Annotated in this window: 16 protein-coding genes and 2 pseudogenes; 15 read left to right on the top strand and 3 right to left on the bottom strand. The window is 36.4% G+C overall.

Annotated features, from left to right (window positions below):
- Positions 1-69: 69 nt before the first annotated feature.
- A complete protein-coding gene (gene gltC / locus C9J35_RS08475) occupies positions 70-972 on the bottom strand; it encodes a glutamate biosynthesis transcriptional regulator GltC (protein WP_107924165.1) in 903 nt (300 codons plus the stop codon).
- 601 nt (positions 973-1,573) lie between these two features.
- Between gltC and sufC the strand changes: the two genes are divergently transcribed.
- The 11 genes and pseudogenes from sufC (at position 1,574) to C9J35_RS08420 (ending at position 11,919) form a co-directional block, all read left to right on the top strand.
- On the top strand, positions 1,574-2,353 hold the full coding sequence (gene sufC, locus C9J35_RS08470) for a Fe-S cluster assembly ATPase SufC (RefSeq protein WP_107924164.1): 780 nt from the start codon (positions 1,574-1,576) through the stop codon (positions 2,351-2,353).
- Between the two features lie 18 nt (positions 2,354-2,371).
- Positions 2,372-3,679: a Fe-S cluster assembly protein SufD gene (gene sufD / locus C9J35_RS08465; protein WP_107924163.1), complete on the top strand. Its 1,308-nt coding sequence runs from the start codon at positions 2,372-2,374 to the stop codon at positions 3,677-3,679.
- Positions 3,679-4,908, top strand: coding sequence for a cysteine desulfurase (locus C9J35_RS08460; protein WP_107924162.1), 1,230 nt, complete (start codon positions 3,679-3,681; stop codon positions 4,906-4,908). The genes sufD and C9J35_RS08460 overlap by 1 nt, the downstream gene beginning before the upstream one ends.
- On the top strand, positions 4,898-5,326 hold the full coding sequence (gene sufU, locus C9J35_RS08455) for a Fe-S cluster assembly sulfur transfer protein SufU (protein ID WP_054767603.1): 429 nt from the start codon (positions 4,898-4,900) through the stop codon (positions 5,324-5,326). Before C9J35_RS08460 ends, sufU begins: the two co-directional genes overlap by 11 nt.
- Positions 5,327-5,477: 151 nt before the next feature.
- Positions 5,478-6,875: a Fe-S cluster assembly protein SufB gene (gene sufB / locus C9J35_RS08450; RefSeq protein ID WP_107924161.1), complete on the top strand. Its 1,398-nt coding sequence runs from the start codon at positions 5,478-5,480 to the stop codon at positions 6,873-6,875.
- Between the two features lie 474 nt (positions 6,876-7,349).
- Positions 7,350-7,692: pseudogene (locus C9J35_RS08445) on the top strand (Rrf2 family transcriptional regulator).
- 91 nt (positions 7,693-7,783) lie between these two features.
- Positions 7,784-8,372, top strand: a pseudogene (locus C9J35_RS08440) (DsbA family oxidoreductase).
- Positions 8,373-8,479: 107 nt separating this feature from the next.
- Positions 8,480-9,082, top strand: coding sequence for a nitroreductase family protein (locus C9J35_RS08435; protein WP_054767629.1), 603 nt, complete (start codon positions 8,480-8,482; stop codon positions 9,080-9,082).
- Positions 9,083-9,309: 227 nt separating this feature from the next.
- The gene (locus tag C9J35_RS08430) at positions 9,310-10,743 is read left to right on the top strand and encodes an ABC transporter permease (RefSeq protein WP_107924160.1); all 1,434 of its coding nucleotides are present in this window, start codon (positions 9,310-9,312) and stop codon (positions 10,741-10,743) included.
- Positions 10,744-10,752: 9 nt separating this feature from the next.
- Positions 10,753-11,430, top strand: a complete 678-nt coding sequence (locus C9J35_RS08425; RefSeq protein ID WP_107924159.1) for an ABC transporter ATP-binding protein — start codon at positions 10,753-10,755, stop codon at positions 11,428-11,430.
- Between the two features lie 129 nt (positions 11,431-11,559).
- Positions 11,560-11,919, top strand: a complete 360-nt coding sequence (locus C9J35_RS08420) for a hypothetical protein (protein ID WP_107924158.1) — start codon at positions 11,560-11,562, stop codon at positions 11,917-11,919.
- Between the two features lie 540 nt (positions 11,920-12,459).
- On the opposite strand, the gene C9J35_RS08415 is transcribed toward C9J35_RS08420, so the two are convergent.
- Positions 12,460-13,929: a sensor histidine kinase gene (locus C9J35_RS08415; RefSeq protein ID WP_107924157.1), complete on the bottom strand. Its 1,470-nt coding sequence runs from the start codon at positions 13,927-13,929 to the stop codon at positions 12,460-12,462.
- The gene (locus C9J35_RS08410; protein WP_107924156.1) at positions 13,922-14,587 is read right to left on the bottom strand and encodes a response regulator transcription factor; all 666 of its coding nucleotides are present in this window, start codon (positions 14,585-14,587) and stop codon (positions 13,922-13,924) included. Before C9J35_RS08410 ends, C9J35_RS08415 begins: the two co-directional genes overlap by 8 nt.
- A 192-nt stretch (positions 14,588-14,779) precedes the next feature.
- On the opposite strand from C9J35_RS08410, the gene C9J35_RS08405 reads away from it, so the two are divergent.
- From C9J35_RS08405 to C9J35_RS08390, 4 genes are read left to right on the top strand one after another with little or no spacing between them, the layout of a single operon-like run.
- The gene (locus C9J35_RS08405; protein ID WP_107924155.1) at positions 14,780-15,637 is read left to right on the top strand and encodes a DUF72 domain-containing protein; all 858 of its coding nucleotides are present in this window, start codon (positions 14,780-14,782) and stop codon (positions 15,635-15,637) included.
- The gene (locus C9J35_RS08400; protein WP_054767605.1) at positions 15,637-16,458 is read left to right on the top strand and encodes a sulfite exporter TauE/SafE family protein; all 822 of its coding nucleotides are present in this window, start codon (positions 15,637-15,639) and stop codon (positions 16,456-16,458) included. The genes C9J35_RS08405 and C9J35_RS08400 overlap by 1 nt, the downstream gene beginning before the upstream one ends.
- 16 nt (positions 16,459-16,474) lie before the next feature.
- Entirely contained in the window at positions 16,475-17,842 is a 1,368-nt protein-coding gene (locus tag C9J35_RS08395) for a bifunctional metallophosphatase/5'-nucleotidase (RefSeq protein ID WP_107924154.1), read from the top strand.
- A gap of 38 nt (positions 17,843-17,880) precedes the next feature.
- The gene (locus C9J35_RS08390; RefSeq protein ID WP_107924153.1) at positions 17,881-18,990 is read left to right on the top strand and encodes an HD-GYP domain-containing protein; all 1,110 of its coding nucleotides are present in this window, start codon (positions 17,881-17,883) and stop codon (positions 18,988-18,990) included.
- Positions 18,991-19,008 lie beyond the last annotated feature (18 nt).

Raw genomic sequence — 19,008 nt, 5'->3', positions numbered from 1 at the left:
TGACGGATAGAACCACAATATAGACAACTAGCAATTCCCCAAAAAAAATCGCCGTATAGGGCGATTTTTTTATTGGAATTGCGAAAGACGTGAAAAGAAGTTTTTGACGAAGTCTAAGAATATTTTTTCGGACGGTGCAATTTCGCGGTTAACGGGAGAGATGATGCCCACTGTTCTTGGTATAGTAGGAGATTCAATTGGCACTTTTATTGTAAAGCGGGCAGCAGAATCGTATAGTGAGCTTTCGGGAAGTAAGCTAACTCCTATACCGGCGGCCACAAGGCCTTTCAGTGCATCCAGGTCCTCTCCTTCTGAAATGATATTTGGTAAAAAGCCTGCAGCACGACATGCATCCATTGCGACTTTATGCAAAATATAACCATCTGGGAATAATACAAATAAATCATTACGTAAATCAGCTAGTTGGATACTTTCTTTTTTCGCTAATGGGTGGTTTGCTGGTAGTAAAGCTGCTATATTTTCTGAGAATAATATTGTTGATTGTATAGACTCATCTTTTGGTGGAAGCGGCCCTAAGAATGCTAAGTTTAACTCACGGTTTTTGACAGCATCTATTAAGAAACGATAAGAGCCTTGACGGAGCTGGAATTGTAAGTCAGGGTATTCACGCTTAAAGGCCGAAATAACGGTTGGTAGTACATAACTAGCCAAGCTTGTAGGAAAGCCGATTTTAATAGTACCTTTTGCTGGATCTAAATATTCTTCTACCTGCTTGGCCGCAAAATCAATTGCTTTTAAAGCAGTGATTGTATGTTCAAGAAAAGTTCTTCCAATCGGTGTCAATTTTACATTTCGTCCGATGCGTTCAAAAAGTGGCGTGCCTAATTCATCCTCTAAATTTGCAATTTGACGGCTAATTGCTGATTGTGCAACATGAAGATGTTCTGCGGCTTCTGAAATATGCTCACGCTCAGCCACTTCCACAAAATAACGTAATTGACGTAACTCCACTAGATATTCACCTCTATTTATCGAAAAATACGATTGTTTATATCTTAATTATATAATATTTAGTATTAAAAATGATTGTAAATATGTACATAAACTAAATAAAAGTTAAATAGATGTTTAGTGTTGCTTAGTTTTTCGTTACGCTCGGCGGTATTTTGTGTGAAACATCAGTACTATTTCTAGCAAAATAGATGGATGACAACGGATAAAATTTTTTTGAACTAGTACTCTATAATTTTTCTTCTTATTATTGATTCCATTCTAATGAAAAAGGATATAGTATAGATATTGTCGTTTATGCATAATTGTCACAAATCCGCTACATTTAGCGCTTCCTGCGAGGTTTCCACTATGTAGCTAGATGAAATCCATTCTCAATTAGTTATATTTTATTGAAAATGAAGCAAGTTGATTCTCATTGTCAGTATCCTTTAGCAATAAACTGAAAATGCTTTCAAAGTCTTTGTTTTGCAAGATTTCATTAGAGAAGCTGGAAAGTGATTGAAATGGTTTGCATAGAGAACGATTTTCAGTTAAGATTAGAATGATGATAATTAAGGAATGGTTCCCCATTCAATGAACACACTATGGAGGTAATTTCATGTCAACTTTAGTAATTAAAGATCTTCACGTTGAAATCGACGGGAAAGAGATTTTAAAAGGCGTAAACCTTACAATTAATACAAATGAAATCCATGCAATCATGGGACCAAATGGAACAGGTAAATCTACATTAGCTTCTGCTATTATGGGTCACCCTAAATACGAAGTAACTTCGGGTACCGTTGAACTTGATGGTGAAAACGTACTAGAAATGGAAGTAGATGAACGTGCACAAGCTGGTTTATTCCTAGCAATGCAATACCCATCTGAAATTGCTGGTGTCACAAATGCAGACTTCTTACGTTCAGCTATCAATGCTCGTCGTGAAGAAGGCGATGAAATTTCTCTAATGAAATTCATTCGTGAATTAGATAAAAACATGGCATACCTTGAAATGCATGAAGATATGGCACAACGTTACTTAAATGAAGGATTCTCAGGTGGAGAGAAAAAACGTAATGAAATTCTTCAATTAATGATGATTAAACCGAAATTTGCCATTTTAGATGAAATCGACTCTGGTCTTGATATTGATGCATTAAAAGTTGTATCTAAAGGTATTAACGCAATGCGCGGAGAAGGCTTTGGTTGTTTAATGATTACTCACTACCAACGATTACTGAACTACATTACGCCTGATCATGTACACGTAATGATGCAAGGTCGCGTTGTGAAATCTGGCGGCGAAGAATTAGCTCAACGTTTAGAGGCAGAAGGTTATGACTGGATTAAAAAAGAATTAGGAATCGAAGAAGAAACAGAAGAACAAGAAGCATAAGAAGGAGGACGAATTAGCATGACAGTGGAAATTAACTTGCCTGTAACTGTACAGGACGTGCGCTCGTTCTCTGAAGCTAATGGAGAACCAACTTGGTTTACAGAGCTTCGCGCGGCAGCACTAGACAAAGCAGCTGGTTTAGAAATGCCAAAACCAGATAAAACAAATATTACAAAATGGGATTTCATGAACTTCCCAACACATACAGTAGAAAGTGAAGGATTTGCTTCACTTGATGCACTTCCACAAGAAGCTAAAGGTTTAATTGACCTTGAAGCACAAGAAAACTTATATATTCAACGCAATAACACACCAGCATTCATTAAAACATCACAAGAGCTATCTGACAAAGGTGTTATCTTTACAGATATGTTAACTGCTGTACGTGAACATGGTGAACTTATTAAAAAATATTTCATGACCGAAGCAGTGAAGGTAGATGAGCATAAATTAACAGCGCTACACGCAGCACTTGTTAATGGAGGTGTGTTTGTCTATGTACCAAAAAATGTGATTATCGAACAACCGCTACAAGTGGTATTCTTAAATGATAATGCAGAAGCTTCACTTTATAACCATGTATTAGTGGTTGCTGAAGCAAATGCTGCTGTAACGTATGTAGAAACATACATTTCAACAGTTGCTGAAGCACAAGGTCAAGCTAACATTATTGCGGAAGTCATTGTTCAAGATAATGCACAAGTAACTTACGGTGCGGTTGATGTACTAGCAAAAGGTTATACTACTTATGTTAATCGTCGTGCACGTTTAGCACGTGACGGAAAAATTGACTGGGCACTTGGTTTAATGAATGATTCAGATACAATTTCTGAAAATATTACACACCTTATTGGTGATGGTTCTCACGCTGATACAAAAACAGTAGTAGTTGGTCGCGGAGAACAAAAACTTAACTTCACAACTGAAGTTCGTCACTGGGGTAAAAATTCAAATGGTCACATCTTAAAACATGGTGTGATGAAAGACGCAGCACAATCAATCTTTAACGGTATTGGCTACATTGAGCACGGTGCAACAAAAGCAGACGCGCAACAAGAATCACGCGTGTTAATGCTTTCTGAAAAAGCACGTGGCGATGCGAATCCAATTCTTTTAATCGATGAAGACGATGTAACAGCAGGACACGCAGCATCTGTTGGCCGAGTAGATCCACTACAACTGTACTATTTAATGAGTCGTGGTATCTCGAAAACAGAAGCAGAGCGCCTTGTTATCCATGGATTCCTTGCGCCAGTTGTTACGCAATTACCAATTGAGGGCGTTCAAAAGCAACTGACGGAGGTTATTGAAAGGAAAGTTCGCTAATGATGAATAAAGACATTAAAAGCTATTTCCCCATTTTAAATCAGGAAGTCAACGGACATAAGCTCGTTTACTTAGATAGTGCCGCAACGTCACAAAAGCCTATTCAAGTAATTGAAGCGATTAAGCATTATTATGAATTTGATAACTCTAATGTTCACCGTGGTGTGCATACATTAGGAAACCGTGCAACAGACAAATATGAAGGTGCACGTGACAAGGTTCGTAAGTTCATCAATGCTAAAACAACAGAAGAAATTATTTTTACTCGCGGTACAACAACTGCGTTAAATACAGTAGCATCTAGTTATGGTCGTGCCAATGTTGCTGAAGGTGATGAGATTGTTATCACTCACATGGAGCACCATTCTAACATTATTCCTTGGCAGCAACTTGCGAAAGAAAAAAATGCTATATTAAAATATATTGAACTTGAGGCAGATGGTACACTTAACTTAGATACGGTTCGTGCAACGGTTACACCGAAGACAAAAATAGTTTCAGTGTCAATGGCGTCAAATGTTCTTGGAACTATTAATCCTATTAAAGAAATTGCTAAAATTGCACATGAAAATGGTGCGGTAATGGTAGCAGATTGTGCCCAAGCAGCGCCACATATGAAAATCGATGTGCAAGATTTAAATGTAGATTTCTTAGGGTTTTCAGGACATAAAATGTGCGGACCGACTGGAATAGGTGTACTATATGGTAAAAAAGAGCACCTAGAAAAGATGGAGCCAATTGAATTTGGTGGCGAAATGATCGACTTTGTGGGACTTCAAGATTCGACGTGGAAGGAACTGCCGTGGAAGTTCGAAGGCGGTACACCGATAATTGCAGGTGCAATTGGTTTAGGTGCTGCAATTGATTTCTTAAATGAAATAGGGCTTGATAATATTGCAGAGCATGAACATAAACTTGCAGGCTATGCAATGGATCAGCTTGAAACAATTGAAGGACTTAAAATTTTCGGGCCGCGAGATCCCAAAAAGCGTTGTGGACTTGTCACATTTAACCTAGACGATGTACATCCACATGATGTAGCAACAGTGCTTGACATGAATGGTATTGCTGTTCGTGCAGGACACCATTGTGCACAGCCACTAATGAAATGTCTTCAACAAGTAGCAACAGCGCGTGCAAGCTTCTATCTGTATAATTCAGAGGAAGATATTGACCGTCTCGTTACAGGGTTGCGTTCTGCGAAGGAGTATTTTGGCGATGTCTTTTAATAATTTAGATCAATTATACCGTTCAGTCATTATGGATCACTATAAGAATCCTCGTAATAAAGGGTCTCTAGAAACCGATGCTGTAACGATTGATATGAACAATCCGACTTGTGGTGACCGAATTCATTTAACGCTTAAAGTGACTGACGGAGTGGTAGAAGATGCGAAGTTTGATGGTGAAGGCTGTTCAATTTCGATGTCTTCCGCATCCATGATGACACAAATTGTTAAAGGGAAAAAGGTAGAGGAAGCATTAGAGCTTGCTGACATTTTCTCTAAAATGATGATGGGCGAAGAATACAACGACAAATACGACCTTGAGGATGTTGAGGCACTACAAGGTGTTTCTCAATTCCCAGCACGTATTAAATGTGCAACATTGGCTTGGAAAGCAATGGAAAAAGGCGTAAAAGAATAAACGTGCTAAAATAAACTGCTTATGTATCCCCAAAAAGTGCTGTAGAGCCTAAAAGTGAAAGCAGCTTTTAGCTTTTACCCAGATGCTCGAGGGAATGATGGCAACACACTAGCATACAGTACAACATTAATTCGTGAACGGAGGAGAAATAATGGCTAAAAAAATGCCTGATATTGGCGATTACAAATACGGATTCCATGACAAGGACGTATCAATTTTCCGTTCAAAGCGTGGTTTAACTGAAGAAATCGTCCGTGAAATTTCAAATATGAAACAAGAGCCAAAGTGGATGCTTGAATATCGCTTGAAAGCACTTGAGACTTTCTATGCAAAACCAATGCCTCAATGGGGTGGCGAACTCGGCGATTTAGATTTTGATGAAATTACGTACTACGTAAAACCATCTGAAGCGACACAAAAATCTTGGGATGAAGTACCTGAAGAAATCAAAGCAACTTTTGATAAATTAGGTATTCCAGAAGCAGAACAAAAATACCTTGCGGGTGTATCCGCTCAATATGAATCTGAGGTAGTATATCACAACATGAAACAAGATCTTGAAGATCTAGGTATCGTGTTTAAAGATACAGACTCAGCACTTCGTGAAAACGAAGACATTTTCAAAAAATATTGGGGTACAGTGATTCCTTACTCTGACAATAAGTTCTCTGCTCTTAACTCAGCAGTATGGTCAGGTGGTTCATTCATCTATGTACCACCAGGTGTAAAAGTGGAAACACCGCTGCAAGCTTACTTCCGCATTAACTCTGAAAATATGGGTCAATTCGAACGTACGCTCATTATCGTAGACGAAGGCGCACATGTACACTACGTTGAAGGTTGTACAGCACCTGTTTATACAACGAACTCTTTACACTCAGCAGTAGTAGAAATTGTTGTACGTAAAGATGCATATTGCCGTTATACAACGATTCAAAACTGGGCGAACAACGTGTACAACTTAGTAACAAAACGTACAGTTGTTGAAGCGAACGGTACGATGGAATGGATCGACGGCAATATTGGGTCTAAATTAACAATGAAATACCCAGCATGTATCCTTAAAGGAGAAGGCGCTCGTGGTATGACGTTATCCATTGCTTTAGCTGGTAAAGGACAACACCAACATGCTGGAGCGAAAATGATTCATTTAGCGCCAAATACTTCTTCAACAATCGTATCTAAATCGATTGCAAAACAAGGTGGTAAAGTAACATATATGGGGCAAGTACGTTTCGGTCCTAAAGCAAGTGGTGCACGTGCAAACATTGAATGTGATACGTTAATCATGGATAACGAATCTACTTCAGATACAATTCCATACAACGAAATCTTAAATGATAATGTTTCTTTAGAGCATGAAGCGAAAGTTTCTAAAGTATCAGAAGAACAATTATTCTACTTAATGTCTCGTGGTATTTCTGAAGAAGAAGCGACAGAAATGATTGTTATGGGCTTCATCGAGCCATTCACAAAAGAGCTACCAATGGAGTACGCAGTAGAAATGAACCGTCTCATCAAGTTCGAGATGGAAGGCAGTATTGGTTAATACTTCTTTAAACAATTGGTATATAAGAGTTTTCAGTGACTTACAAATAGTCCTGAAAGCTCTTTTTTTTCACAAATTTATGAATTAATGTGTTTTTTATACAAGTCGAGTGTATTGCGCTCGATTTTATTTTGGTAAATAGATAATCGCCTTAAATAACAAACAATAAATTAGGCATCTTTAAAGGAAGCTAGCCCACTGACAAACTATCAATCGAGAAAAGGCAGGGCAGTTTAGAAAACAAAAAACTGCTTAACCATGTTTAATGATTAAGCAGTTGGACAATGTAACAAGTTGATTTTAGCATAGATAAGTTGGATAATTTCATCAACATTTGTTCGTTTTTATCAATATCAAGAGAATCCATGTTCTAAGTTTATTTGCGTAAAATCACCAATCACAATTTTTTTATCATAAAATGATTGACATCTATTTTAGCTGTAACTATAATAGTTACAGATGGAGGTGCTATATATAAAAATTAGTAGTCGTTTTACAATGGCTGTTCATATTTTATCCATTCTAAACAAAACCCATCAACTGTCTGTACCTCATAATTCATAGCGTCGTGTAATGGGGGAAGCTCATTTACGTAAAGCTTTGCAGCTAATTACATTATTAGAGGTTTATCGAGCTGTTGAAGTTGTTGAGAAAGAAAACCTATTTCATTGTCATGAACAACCGAATCCTAATTGTCCTATAGGAGCACATATTCAAACTGTTTTAGAACTAAATTTGGTTCAAGCAGGAGGCCATGGAGCAAGTTTTAGATAAAGTAGTGACATCTTTATTAAATGAAATTCATAACAAACCGTAATAAAGAATGCATTCAATTTAGAATGCATATTAATTTGACTCAGTTGTAACCGAATTAGTTACAACCGAGAGAGAAAGTGAGGGGTTTTAAAATGACGCTAAAGATTAAAGCCTATTCGGATTTTATTTGTCCCTTTTGTTTTTTAGGAAAAGGCCCGTTAGATGACATTGTAAAAGAAAAGGATGTAGAAATTGAGTGGATGCCATTTGAATTACGTCCTACTCCTTATCCAAAGATTGATCCGTGGAAAGAACCCGACAAATTAGGATCTTGGGATACCTTTATACTTCCTACTGCGAAAAAGCTTGGGATTGAAATGCGTTTGCCGCGTGTCTCCCCAACATTTAGCTTTTGAAGGATATCAATTCGCAAAACAACAAGGAAAAGGCAATGAATTTCATCATAGAGTCTTTACAGCATTTTTTCAGGAAGAACAAAATATTGAGGACATTGAAGTGTTAACACAATTGTCGAGCGAAGTAGGTCTCTCTAAAGATGATTTTAAAGAAGCATTACTATTAGGAATGTACCGTGAAGTCCATCAAGAGGCTTTAAAACATGCGTATGAAGAAGCAAACATTACTGCTGTACCGACGCTAATTATTGGTGATGAAATGATACAAGGATTAGCTAGTAAAGAAAGATTAGCACAAATCATTGATGAACAATTAAAAAAATAAACACATATTTGCAAACTGTTGAAAAAGATATAGCTACTAATTACCAAGCAGTATTAGCATATAAGCCAATCGGTAAAATCTTAATTAAAATTTGGAGGAATTTAAAAATGTCAGTAACTACAACAAATGTAAAAGAAGCAATTATCAACCGTCGTTCAATTCGTAAAGTGCAAAAAAACGAAATGATTACTAAAGAAAGAATCAATGATGTGTTAAAAACAGCTGTACATGCACCATCATCCTTTAATATGCAAAGTGCACGTGTCATTGTCGTGATGGATAAGGAGCATAACAAGTTCTGGGATATTGTCAAAGAAACATTACGCTTACGTGTTCCAGCAGAAAATTTTGCAGCAACTGTCGAAAGATTACAAGGATTTAAAGAGGGCGTAGGAACAATTCTATTCTTTGAAAATCAAGAAACAATAAAACAAATGCAAGAAAACGCACCATCCTATAAAGAACAATTCCCATATTGGTCTCATCAAGGAAGTGCCATGTTACAATACGCTACATGGTTGTCTTTATCCGCTGAAGGTATTGGCGCATCCATTCAACACTATAATCCAATTATCGATGAAGAAGTAAAACAAACATGGGATATTCCAAGTGAGTGGAGCTTAATCGCACAAATGCCATTCGGTGAACCCAATGAACAACCAGGCGAAAAGGCTTCCTTACCTTTCGAAGATATTGTGAAATTTTATTAATATAACCATCGTTTAATAATAATAGCAACGTAAAGGTACCCTATAAAGTAGACAATAAAAGTTTACTTTATAAGGTGCTTTTTATTATGCCTAGTGAAGTCTTTATTAAAAAAGTGCTATACGTCACTTCACATAAACACTTTGATTTCTCCAGATAAACTTCGACATATCTTCATATAAGCTTCAGATTGCTCCTATATAGTAAAGCTATCAAGGAGGTAATGTAAATGAATTTTATCAAACGTGCAGTTTTGAATGTCAAAGCAAGAATGGGGAAATCGCTTATTTTATTTGCTGTATTTTTAGTTGTTGCTAATTTAGTATTAGCCGGATTTGCCATACAAAATGTCTCAAAGACTGCAAATGATCTAGCTAGACAAAAGTTAGGCGTTGACGTGAGTCTTAGGTTGGACGAAGAAAAACTGATGCAAAATGTAGCGAAACAGCGAGAAGAAAATCCAGGTGGGAAAATAAAACATCCGGAGCTTTCTGCAGAAGAAGCAGATCAATTAGCAAAATTATCATACGTAGAAAATTATAATTATCTAAAAAGTGAGATGCTTGTTGCGGATGGTTACACACCCATTAATGCTGACAAAGGTGGAGAGGCAGTAGGAGGATCGGTAGGGGGCAATAATCATGGCAACATGAAAATGCCAGATACTTTCTTTCAAGGTGTGAGAAGTTCTGATTTATTGAAGGATTTTCAAGAGGGCACAAATAAAATTGTTGAGGGACGACCAATAACACCTGAAGATAAGAATAAAAAAGTAGTGCTGATTGAAGAACGATTAGCAGAACAAAACGAGTTTCAAGTTGGTGATAAGTTAAAGATCAAATCATCTGATGAAGTTTCGATAGTGGAATTGGAAATTGTAGGTATTTACAAAAATACTGGCATAACTAACTTTGAGGAATCATTACCACCAATGATGCATCCTTCAAATAGAGTGTATGCTAATTATGATTCAATGAAAGAATTTAATGAAAATGATAATGTCAATGATACAACAATTACCGAAGCAATTTACTTCTTAAAAGATCCCGAAAGTATTGAGGACTTTAAAGCAGAAGGGAAGAACACAACTATTGATTTTGATTTATTTAAATTAGATGCACATGATGCGTTGTATCAAAAAATGGTAGGCCCTATTGAGAATATAGCCTCCACTTCAAAGTGGATCGTATACTTAGTTTCCATTAGTGGATCCATCATTTTAGGTTTAATCATTATGTTGACAATAAAAGAAAGACGGAAAGAACTAGGGATTTTATTGGCAATTGGTGAGAAAAAAAGAAAATTAGTTGGGCAACTTTTAGTAGAAGTATTATGTGTAGCTGTATTAGCGTTTGGCATTTCGATAATTACAGGTGAAACAGTATCTCAAAAAATGGGGGACAGTTTATTGCAGAAAGAAGTTAGTGCTGCTGAAGAGCAACAACAAGAATCAAATAATCTAGGGTTCTCGTTTGGCATGATGAATGGCCAAGATAAAAACAAAGAGGTGGATCCTATTGATAATATTGATGTAAGTATATCATCCCAAGATGTCTTGAATTTAGGGGGATTAGGTCTATTAATTGCGATGTTCTCAACACTTCTTCCAGCACTATCGATTCTTCGATTAAATCCAAAAGAAATTTTATTAAAAGATGAATAGGAGAGACTAATGGACACTATTTTACAGTTTAGAAATCTACAATACCATTATCAAAGTAATAATAAGAAAAACACGCTTTTAGAGAATGTGAATTTTACGTTTGAAGCGGGGTGCTTTTATAGCATTTTAGGACCATCAGGTTCAGGAAAAACAACAGCACTTAGTTTAGCAAGTGGATTAGATAACCCTAAAGAAGGACATGTACTCTACAAAGGAAAAGATATACGAAAAATTGGACTAAATACTTATCGAAATAAATACGTTTCGATAATCTTTCAATCATATAATCTGATTACGTATATGACTGCTCTTCAAAATGTAGTCACGGCAATGGAAATTACAGGGGTTAATGTGAAAGATAAAAAGGGGAGAGCGCTAGAGTTATTAGGAAAAGTTGGCTTAACGGAAGTAGAAGCAAAACGAAAGGTATTACAATTAAGCGGTGGACAACAGCAGCGTGTAGCAATTGCTCGTGCATTATCTAGCGATGTAGATTTATTAATTGCTGATGAACCGACTGGGAATCTCGACGAAAAGACTTCTGTGGAAATTGTTGAGTTATTTAAAAATCTAGCCCATAACGAAAATAAATGCATCATTGTTGTCACGCATTCTCAGGAAGTAGCTAAACAATCAGATAAAGTAGTGTTTCTAGAAAAAAGAAATTTAGTGTGCAAAAGTTTGTAGGGAAAATTAATAATAAAACCTTTATCAAAACTCGTTTTGATAAAGGTTTTAAAATATACTAGCGGCCAACTAACCAATCGATATAAACAATTTTTGATAATCTAGAAAATTTAAAAAGGAGAGTTAACAATGTGGGGAAAACTAGCATTTTCCATTGGCTTAGTGTCTATGGGGATAGTAATTGGTTCTTTAACGAATTTGGTGAATTTAAATGGGAGTGAAGAATCTAATCTTAGCGAAACAAATATGCAGCAAGATAATAGGATACAAAATCCAGGAGAGATGAAACCTGAACAGTTTGAGGAGTATAGTCCAATTCCAGAAGAAATGAGGCCAGAGCAATGGGGAGAATATGACCTAAATCAAAAAATGATACCAGAACAGTGGGATGAGTATTCTTCAAATCAAAGAGAAATGTCACCAGAACAACGGGGAAATGACGCTCCAAACCAAGATGGCACTATTTCAGGAGCAGCGTCTCCTAACTGATCTATATAGATCAGTTTAATAAATTGTTGTCGAGCACCAACTATTAATAAAAAATAGTTCAGTCTGTAGACACACTCAAAAAATAGAGTTTGTTTACAGACTTATTTTCTTTTTAAATAGAAGTATTTATATGAACCCGTAGATTCCCGCTACGGTGGACGCTTTTCGCGGGCATGGTTTCAGTCTCCTCGTCGCTACGCTTGTGCGGGGCCTTCTCGCTCATGCTATTCTTCGCAGAAAGTTTTGATCTGAAGCGAAAAGCGAGTGCCATCAGCACACTCACCGCCTGCGCTCCAATCAACTAGTGTACTTAAGTGGTCTTGTGGAACGGCTTGATTATACGTATTTATGCCAAGTTGAGTGTGTTCATTCTTTAAGTTTGTTCGACCTCAACCGGACAACGCAGTTTGATTCTGAAGAGAGAGGAAAAAGCTGCGGGACTCCTGCAGAAGCAAGAACTAACTAGACCCCGCACGACACGAAAGTGAGGAGGAGGCTAGTTAGTACACAATACTTATTTTTTCTATGTTTTGTTGCGAGTCATTTATCAACAGTAATCCTTTCTTTAATGGACAAAGGGATGGTCATCGAAAATTGTATGCCTTGATCGGTATTATTCATAGAATAGGTGATAGCAAGGGAATCAAAAATTTGCCGTACAATATAGAGTCCGAGGCCACTTCCGCCAGTATTGCGGTTTCTTGATTTTTCGATTCGATAAAATGGTTCGAATATCTGTTGTATATCCTGTTCTTTAATTTTGACACCTGTATTGATAACTTGTATTTCGATAGTATTTTGATTTGGGTGCTCAGTTAACTCTATATAAACTGACTCTCCTTGTGGGGAATACATAATGGCATTATGAATAATGTTTTTTAAGGCTTTTTCTAATAAATCACAATCTGTACGTACTGAGAGGTGAGGAGCAATTTGTTTTATGATAGTAATATTTTTTTGAGAAGCAAAAAACCCGAGATCTTTTGTCAATGTATCAATCAATTCTAAAAGTTTTACTTCGCCCAATTTCAGTTTAAAGGTATCTTGTTCTAGTTTTGACATACTTAATATTTCGCGGACTAGCAGCTCCATTTCTTCAATAATTTTATGATTTTTTTCTAAATATTGGTCACGATTTTTATAAGGGCCAATATTATAAATCATCCCTTCTAAGTAACCCTTCATAACAGTGAGCGGTGTTTTTAGTTCATGGGCAACCGTTGCAAAAAATTCTCTGCGTTTTATTTCGATTTCTCGCTCTTTTTCAATATCACTTTTTAATTGTTCATTGGCCTTTTGTAAATCAAGCATGGTTTGTTGTAAATTTTTTGACATATCATTCAGGCTATTAGATAGTTCCCCTAATTCATCCGTGGAATGAAGTTGGATTTCTTTTGAAAAATCCAAGTTTGCCAGCTTTTGTGCGCCCTCATTAATATAGATAAGTGGTTTTGTTATGAACCTGGAATAAAAATAAGCACTTCCTAGACCAATTACAAAGACAATGATACTTATATAAGGAAGGAAACGTACTAAGACCTGTGATGCTTCACCAATAGGTTGAAAAGTTGCAAACACAACTAGCACTAAATTACCATCTTTGAATTGAATCGGCATGGTAGCATTATATGAATTACCAGTAATATCGGGATTCTTTACTGGAGACGTTTTAGCAATCACTTTTGATTGAGTACCACCCTGAACAAAGAAAGAAGGCGAATAAACAATTGTTTCTTCGTTATTTTGAAGGTAGATGAAGGCATTATTTTGTTTTGCGTATTCATCAAAGAGTGGGATAGCATCTCTAAATGTAAGATTCTTAGATTTAGAGATGATTTCTTCTATGCCTGATTGAAGCTGATTTGTTTTATATTGCTCATGAAATGTTGGAAGAAAGAAGTATAGAGTTAGATAAATCATGACAGCAAAAGCTAACAAGATGAGAGAGGTTATGATAAAGAGTTTATAGGTAATCCTCTTCATCCTCAGAAGTTTTAGTATACTATTCATCGATTTTATAACCAATACCCTTTACGGTTTTAATACAGGGAACATCTAATTTCTTCCGTATATTTTTTATATGCGTATCAATCATGCGTGTTTCACCAGAATAATCGTATCCCCAAACTTTTTCTACGATGATTTCTCTTGTGATTACTTTTTGCTTATTTTGAAGTAGCAGTTGCAAAATTTCAAACTCCTTTGTCGTTAATGGTATTTCAATATCATTAACATATACTTTATAGGCGTCACAATCGACACGTATTTCATTAAAATTTAATTGATTTCCAGTATTTTGATGACAACTTCTTCTCAAGACAGCCTCGACTCGCCTCATCAAAACATGAAAGGAAAAGGGCTTCGTTATATAATCATCGATTCCGACATCAAAGCCTTGCATTTGATCTTGCTCTTCCTCTAAGGCAGTTAGCATAATAATCGGTACATTTGACTGACTTCTAATCATTTTAGCTACTTCAAAGCCATTCAGGTTAGGCATCATTACATCTAATAGAATTAAATCAAAGGATTGCGCATTAAAGCGTTTCATCCCTTCTAAACCATCTGATGCCACTTCAATCGTATATTTTTGTGTCATTAAAAACTGTGTAATTAATTCTTGTATTTCTTGGTCATCTTCTACTACAAGAATTTGATAGTTCATCATTACATCACCTCATGAAGACATTATAACCTTGCAATCTGTAGTTTATGTGAAGATGTGTTATATATAGTAATAATATAAAGACTCCAGAATACATGTGACTAACGCTACTCAGCTTTAGTCGCATTTTTGCTGTACGGTCATTCGCAGTCAGAAAGTGTGTGCTATGATAATGTACATAGAGGAGGGAGTCACATGATTCGAGTTGGATTAACAGGCTGGGGCGATCATCCTTCACTGTATAGTGGAGTGACTGCCTCAAAGGAAAAACTATTCGATTACACGGGGCATTTTCTGACGGTAGAAGTAGATACTTCTTTTTATGCGATTCCGTCTATAGAAAATGTACGTAAATGGTGTGAAAATACACCAGAACATTTCTCTTTTGTTGTAAAAGCCTATCAGGGCATGACAGGGCATTTACGTGGAGACATTCCATTTGAATCGAAAAATGATATGTTTAATGCATTTATTGCATGTACGAATGAGTTTAAACGTCATGGTAAATTAGCGATGATTTTAGCACAGTTCCCACCATGGTTTGATTGTCAGGCTAAAAATGTACAATATTTATTGTATATTAGGCAGCAATTGAAGGACTTTGAGGTGGCAATTGAATTTCGTAATCAGACTTGGTACGCAGACAAAGTAGTGCAGCAAACAATAGACTTTTTACGAGAGCATCAGTTTATTCATACGATTTGTGATGAACCACAGGCTGGTGTAGGCTCAGTGCCATTTTATCCAGAAGCGACCGCCAATAAAGCGCTTGTACGCATACATGGGCGAAATATTCATGGCTGGCGCAATACAGGCAATACAGAAAATTGGCGCAAGGTTCGTTTTTTATACGATTATAATCAGGAAGAACTACAGCAACTGGGGCAAGATATTAAAAGCCTACAAGCACAGGTGCAGGAGCTGTTTGTGTTATTTAATAACAATTCTGGTCAACATGCTGCAAAAAATGCAAAACAATTACAAGAAATCTTAGCAATTAAGGATATTGGTTTGGCACCGAAACAATTAAATATGTTTGAAGGGGAACTATAATGGAATTTTTGCTTTTAGTTTTTATTGCCATACTTTCAGGGTTAATCGGCTCTCTTGTTGGGCTGGGTGGCGGTATTATATTAGTGCCAGCAACATTATTTATAGGGTTAAATCTAGGTATGATTCCGGAGTTAACACCGCAGAAAGTGGTTGGCTTATCTGTTGTGATGATGATATTCACAGGTCTTGCTTCAACACTGAGTTATATGAAATCCAAAACGGTTGATTATAAAAGTGGATTTATTTTTTTTATAGGTAGTATACCCGGTACCATGCTAGGCGCATGGGTCAACAAAGGCCTGGATTTGCCTTCCTTTAACTTATATTTTGGCATTCTTCTTATTATTTTGGCGACAATATTACTTGTACGTGACAAACTGAAACCAGTTCAATGGTTTGTGAAAAATGGCATGAAACAACAATTTACAGATGCATCTGGTAAAACATATGTTTACGGTTATCCAATTTGGTTTGCAGTGACAATCACATTTGCAATTGGCTTTGCCTCAGGATTATTTGGCATCGGTGGTGGCTCAATGATTGTACCGGCCATGATTATTTTATTTTTATTTCCACCACATGTGGCGGTGGCGACGTCAATGTTCATGGTGTTTTTATCGTCAATAGTTAGTTCAGCTAGTCATATTTATTTAGGACATGTCCCATGGCTGTATACGATACCTGTTATTCCAGGAGCATATATTGGTGCAAAACTTGGTGCAGCATTAAACAAAAGAATTAAATCAGATACGCTTGTGCTAGCACTTCGAATTATTTTATTATTATTAGGAATTCGCTCAATAATTGATGGGTTATTATAAAAAAGAGGTGGCTTGAATGCTTGAAAAAATTCATATTTTTCACACGAATGATTTGCACAGTCATTTTAAGTATTGGCCACGCATGCAAAGCTATGTGAAAGAAAAACGTGCACAGTTTGCGGCTATTGGAGAAACAAGCTATTTATTTGATGTCGGGGATCATTTAGATCGCTCAAACATATATACAGAGGCAACAATTGGACAGGGCAATATTCAATTATTAAACGAAGCTGGCTATGATGTTGTGACTATAGGAAACAATGAAGGCATTACATTGTCTCATGACGAGCTGTATCATTTATATGATGAGGCTACATTTGATGTCGTAGTTGCGAATGTCCATGCATCACTAGGGGATAACCCAACATGGATGAAGCCATATGTTGTATTAACGACCACACATGGCACAAAGATAGCAGTTATTGCAGCGACGGCAATGTTTGAAATCTATTATAAGGAACTAAATTGGCAGATGGATGAGGCACGAAGTACATTAATCCGTTTAACTCTTCAACTTCGCAAAGAAGCAGATATCGTTGTTTGTTTGTCTCATTTAGGTATTACTGAAGATGAGCTTTTAGCGGAAGAATGTCCCGACATCGATGTGATATTTGGTTCACACACACATCATGTATTTCCAAATGGCAAACTTGTGAATGGTGTACTGCTTACAGGTGGAGGGAAATATGGGCAATTTACTGGCTATCTTGTAGTCGAGTATGATAAAAAAACGAGGAAAATTGTTGAAAAAAAGGATACTTTAATTCATAATAAGGACTTGCCTGAGGTTGAAAACGAACAAGAAATACTGTTTTCATTCGAAGAAAAAGCTACAAGATTACTAGATAAACCTATTTTTAAAACTGAAAAATCTTATAATAAAGAATGGTTCCATTATTCGCAGTTATCTCATTTATTTGCACAGGCCATTTTAGAAAAAAGTGGTGCAGATGGTGCATTGTTTAATGCCGGTATTTTTCTAGATAGCCTTCCAAAAGGAATTGTTACAGCTCTTGATTTGCATAAAATTTTTCCGCATCCAATTAATTTATGTACTATTGAATTGTCGGTTTCAGAACTAAAAGAAATTTTAGTGCAATCGAAAAATGAAGAATGGCCTTATATTGAGCTAAAAGGTTTAGGCTTTAGGGGCGTTATTTTTGGTAAGATGCTACTTTACGGTTTTGCAATGAATGACGATCGACAAATACTTGTTAATGGTAAGATTGCAGATAGCGACCGTATTTATAAATTAGTAACACTTGATATGTTTACTTTTGGTTACTTTTATCCAAGCTTTAAATATGCTAAGAAAAAATATATTTTACCTGATTTTTTACGAAACATCATGTTAGATTATGGGCAAAGGTTCTTTAAGCAATAGATAAAAATAAGCTTTAAGAATGGATTGGGGAAGAAGTCATGCGATTAATTTCAATCGAAGTATTAAAAGAAGGAATGGTATTAGGAAGAACCATTTGGAATGAGGCGGGTCATCCACTTTTAAAGAAGGACGTTGTCATTAACGAACGTATTATTCAAAGACTTCAACAGTTGAATACGCATTATTTATATATTGACGACGAAATTTCAGAGGGAATTGAAGTAAAGGAAACCGTTCCTCCTGCTGTCCGAAATAAAACAATCTCGACCATTAAAGATTCTTTCCAATCATTAGATGGTTTAAATGCAGTTAATGCCTCTTATGTGCTTGATCAGCAATCAAAAGCGATTGTATCCATTGTGGATGAGCTACTGTCAGCTGTAACTGGTAATAATGAAATTTTAACAATTTTAACAGATGCTTATTTATTCGATGAATACTTGTACCAACACTCCTTTCAAGTAACACTTTATTCAATAGCCATTGCAAAAGAGCTAGGACATTCAGCAGAGGATTTGCGCTTAATTGGTATTGGCGCTTTACTGCATGATGTCGGAAAGCTTATGGTACCGAAGGACATCTTAACAAAACCAGGTCGCTTAACACATGAAGAGTTTGAAATCATGAAAATGCATACCAGATATGGTTTTGATTTGTTACGTAATTTACACTCTATTTCTTTGCTTGTTGCACATTGTGCCTTCCAACATCATGAACGAATTGATGGAAGTGGCTATCCACGTGGCTTAGTTGATTTTGAAATTCATCCATTTGCCAAAATTATCGGTGTAGCTGACGTTTTTGATGCGGTAACAACCAATCGTGTATATCGTGAAAAAATGCTCCCATCACAGGGATTAGCGATTGTAGAAGCGGGCTCCGGTACCATCTATGATGCACGTATTGTGAATGCGTTAAAAAAGGCAGTTGTACACTATCCAAATGGTGTAATTTTAAAATTGTCAGATGGAAGAAGAGGTATTGTATCCAAACAAAATACATTGAATGCCGCATTGCCTTGGATTCGTGTTTTTGAAGAAAATAATGTATTATTAACAGCTACATATGAGATTAATTTAGTGGACTACCCAACGATTACAATTTCAAGTATTGAAACGGACTATGTAGTACCATCGAAAGTTGAATAATTTTCTCCTCCTGTTCAT

The organism is Lysinibacillus parviboronicapiens (assembly GCF_003049575.1).
Classification (GTDB): Bacteria; Bacillota; Bacilli; order Bacillales_A; family Planococcaceae; genus Lysinibacillus; species Lysinibacillus parviboronicapiens.
The sequence above is the reverse complement of the archived record's forward strand: the minus strand, read 5'-3'. Positions and strand labels throughout refer to the sequence as shown.

What these genes read in the sequence shown, in the direction of transcription:
- sufC (WP_107924164.1), top strand. Translation starts at nt 1,574, where the DNA reads ATGTCAACTTTAGTAATTAAAGATCTTCACGTTGAAATCGACGGGAAA.
- sufD (WP_107924163.1), top strand. Translation starts at nt 2,372, where the DNA reads ATGACAGTGGAAATTAACTTGCCTGTAACTGTACAGGACGTGCGCTCG.
- C9J35_RS08460 (WP_107924162.1), top strand. Translation starts at nt 3,679, where the DNA reads ATGATGAATAAAGACATTAAAAGCTATTTCCCCATTTTAAATCAGGAA.
- sufU (WP_054767603.1), top strand. Translation starts at nt 4,898, where the DNA reads ATGTCTTTTAATAATTTAGATCAATTATACCGTTCAGTCATTATGGAT.
- sufB (WP_107924161.1), top strand. Translation starts at nt 5,478, where the DNA reads ATGGCTAAAAAAATGCCTGATATTGGCGATTACAAATACGGATTCCAT.
- C9J35_RS08435 (WP_054767629.1), top strand. Translation starts at nt 8,480, where the DNA reads ATGTCAGTAACTACAACAAATGTAAAAGAAGCAATTATCAACCGTCGT.
- C9J35_RS08430 (WP_107924160.1), top strand. Translation starts at nt 9,310, where the DNA reads ATGAATTTTATCAAACGTGCAGTTTTGAATGTCAAAGCAAGAATGGGG.
- C9J35_RS08425 (WP_107924159.1), top strand. Translation starts at nt 10,753, where the DNA reads ATGGACACTATTTTACAGTTTAGAAATCTACAATACCATTATCAAAGT.
- C9J35_RS08420 (WP_107924158.1), top strand. Translation starts at nt 11,560, where the DNA reads ATGTGGGGAAAACTAGCATTTTCCATTGGCTTAGTGTCTATGGGGATA.
- C9J35_RS08415 (WP_107924157.1), bottom strand. Translation starts at nt 13,929, where the DNA reads ATGAATAGTATACTAAAACTTCTGAGGATGAAGAGGATTACCTATAAA.
- C9J35_RS08410 (WP_107924156.1), bottom strand. Translation starts at nt 14,587, where the DNA reads ATGATGAACTATCAAATTCTTGTAGTAGAAGATGACCAAGAAATACAA.
- C9J35_RS08405 (WP_107924155.1), top strand. Translation starts at nt 14,780, where the DNA reads ATGATTCGAGTTGGATTAACAGGCTGGGGCGATCATCCTTCACTGTAT.
- C9J35_RS08400 (WP_054767605.1), top strand. Translation starts at nt 15,637, where the DNA reads ATGGAATTTTTGCTTTTAGTTTTTATTGCCATACTTTCAGGGTTAATC.
- C9J35_RS08395 (WP_107924154.1), top strand. Translation starts at nt 16,475, where the DNA reads ATGCTTGAAAAAATTCATATTTTTCACACGAATGATTTGCACAGTCAT.
- C9J35_RS08390 (WP_107924153.1), top strand. Translation starts at nt 17,881, where the DNA reads ATGCGATTAATTTCAATCGAAGTATTAAAAGAAGGAATGGTATTAGGA.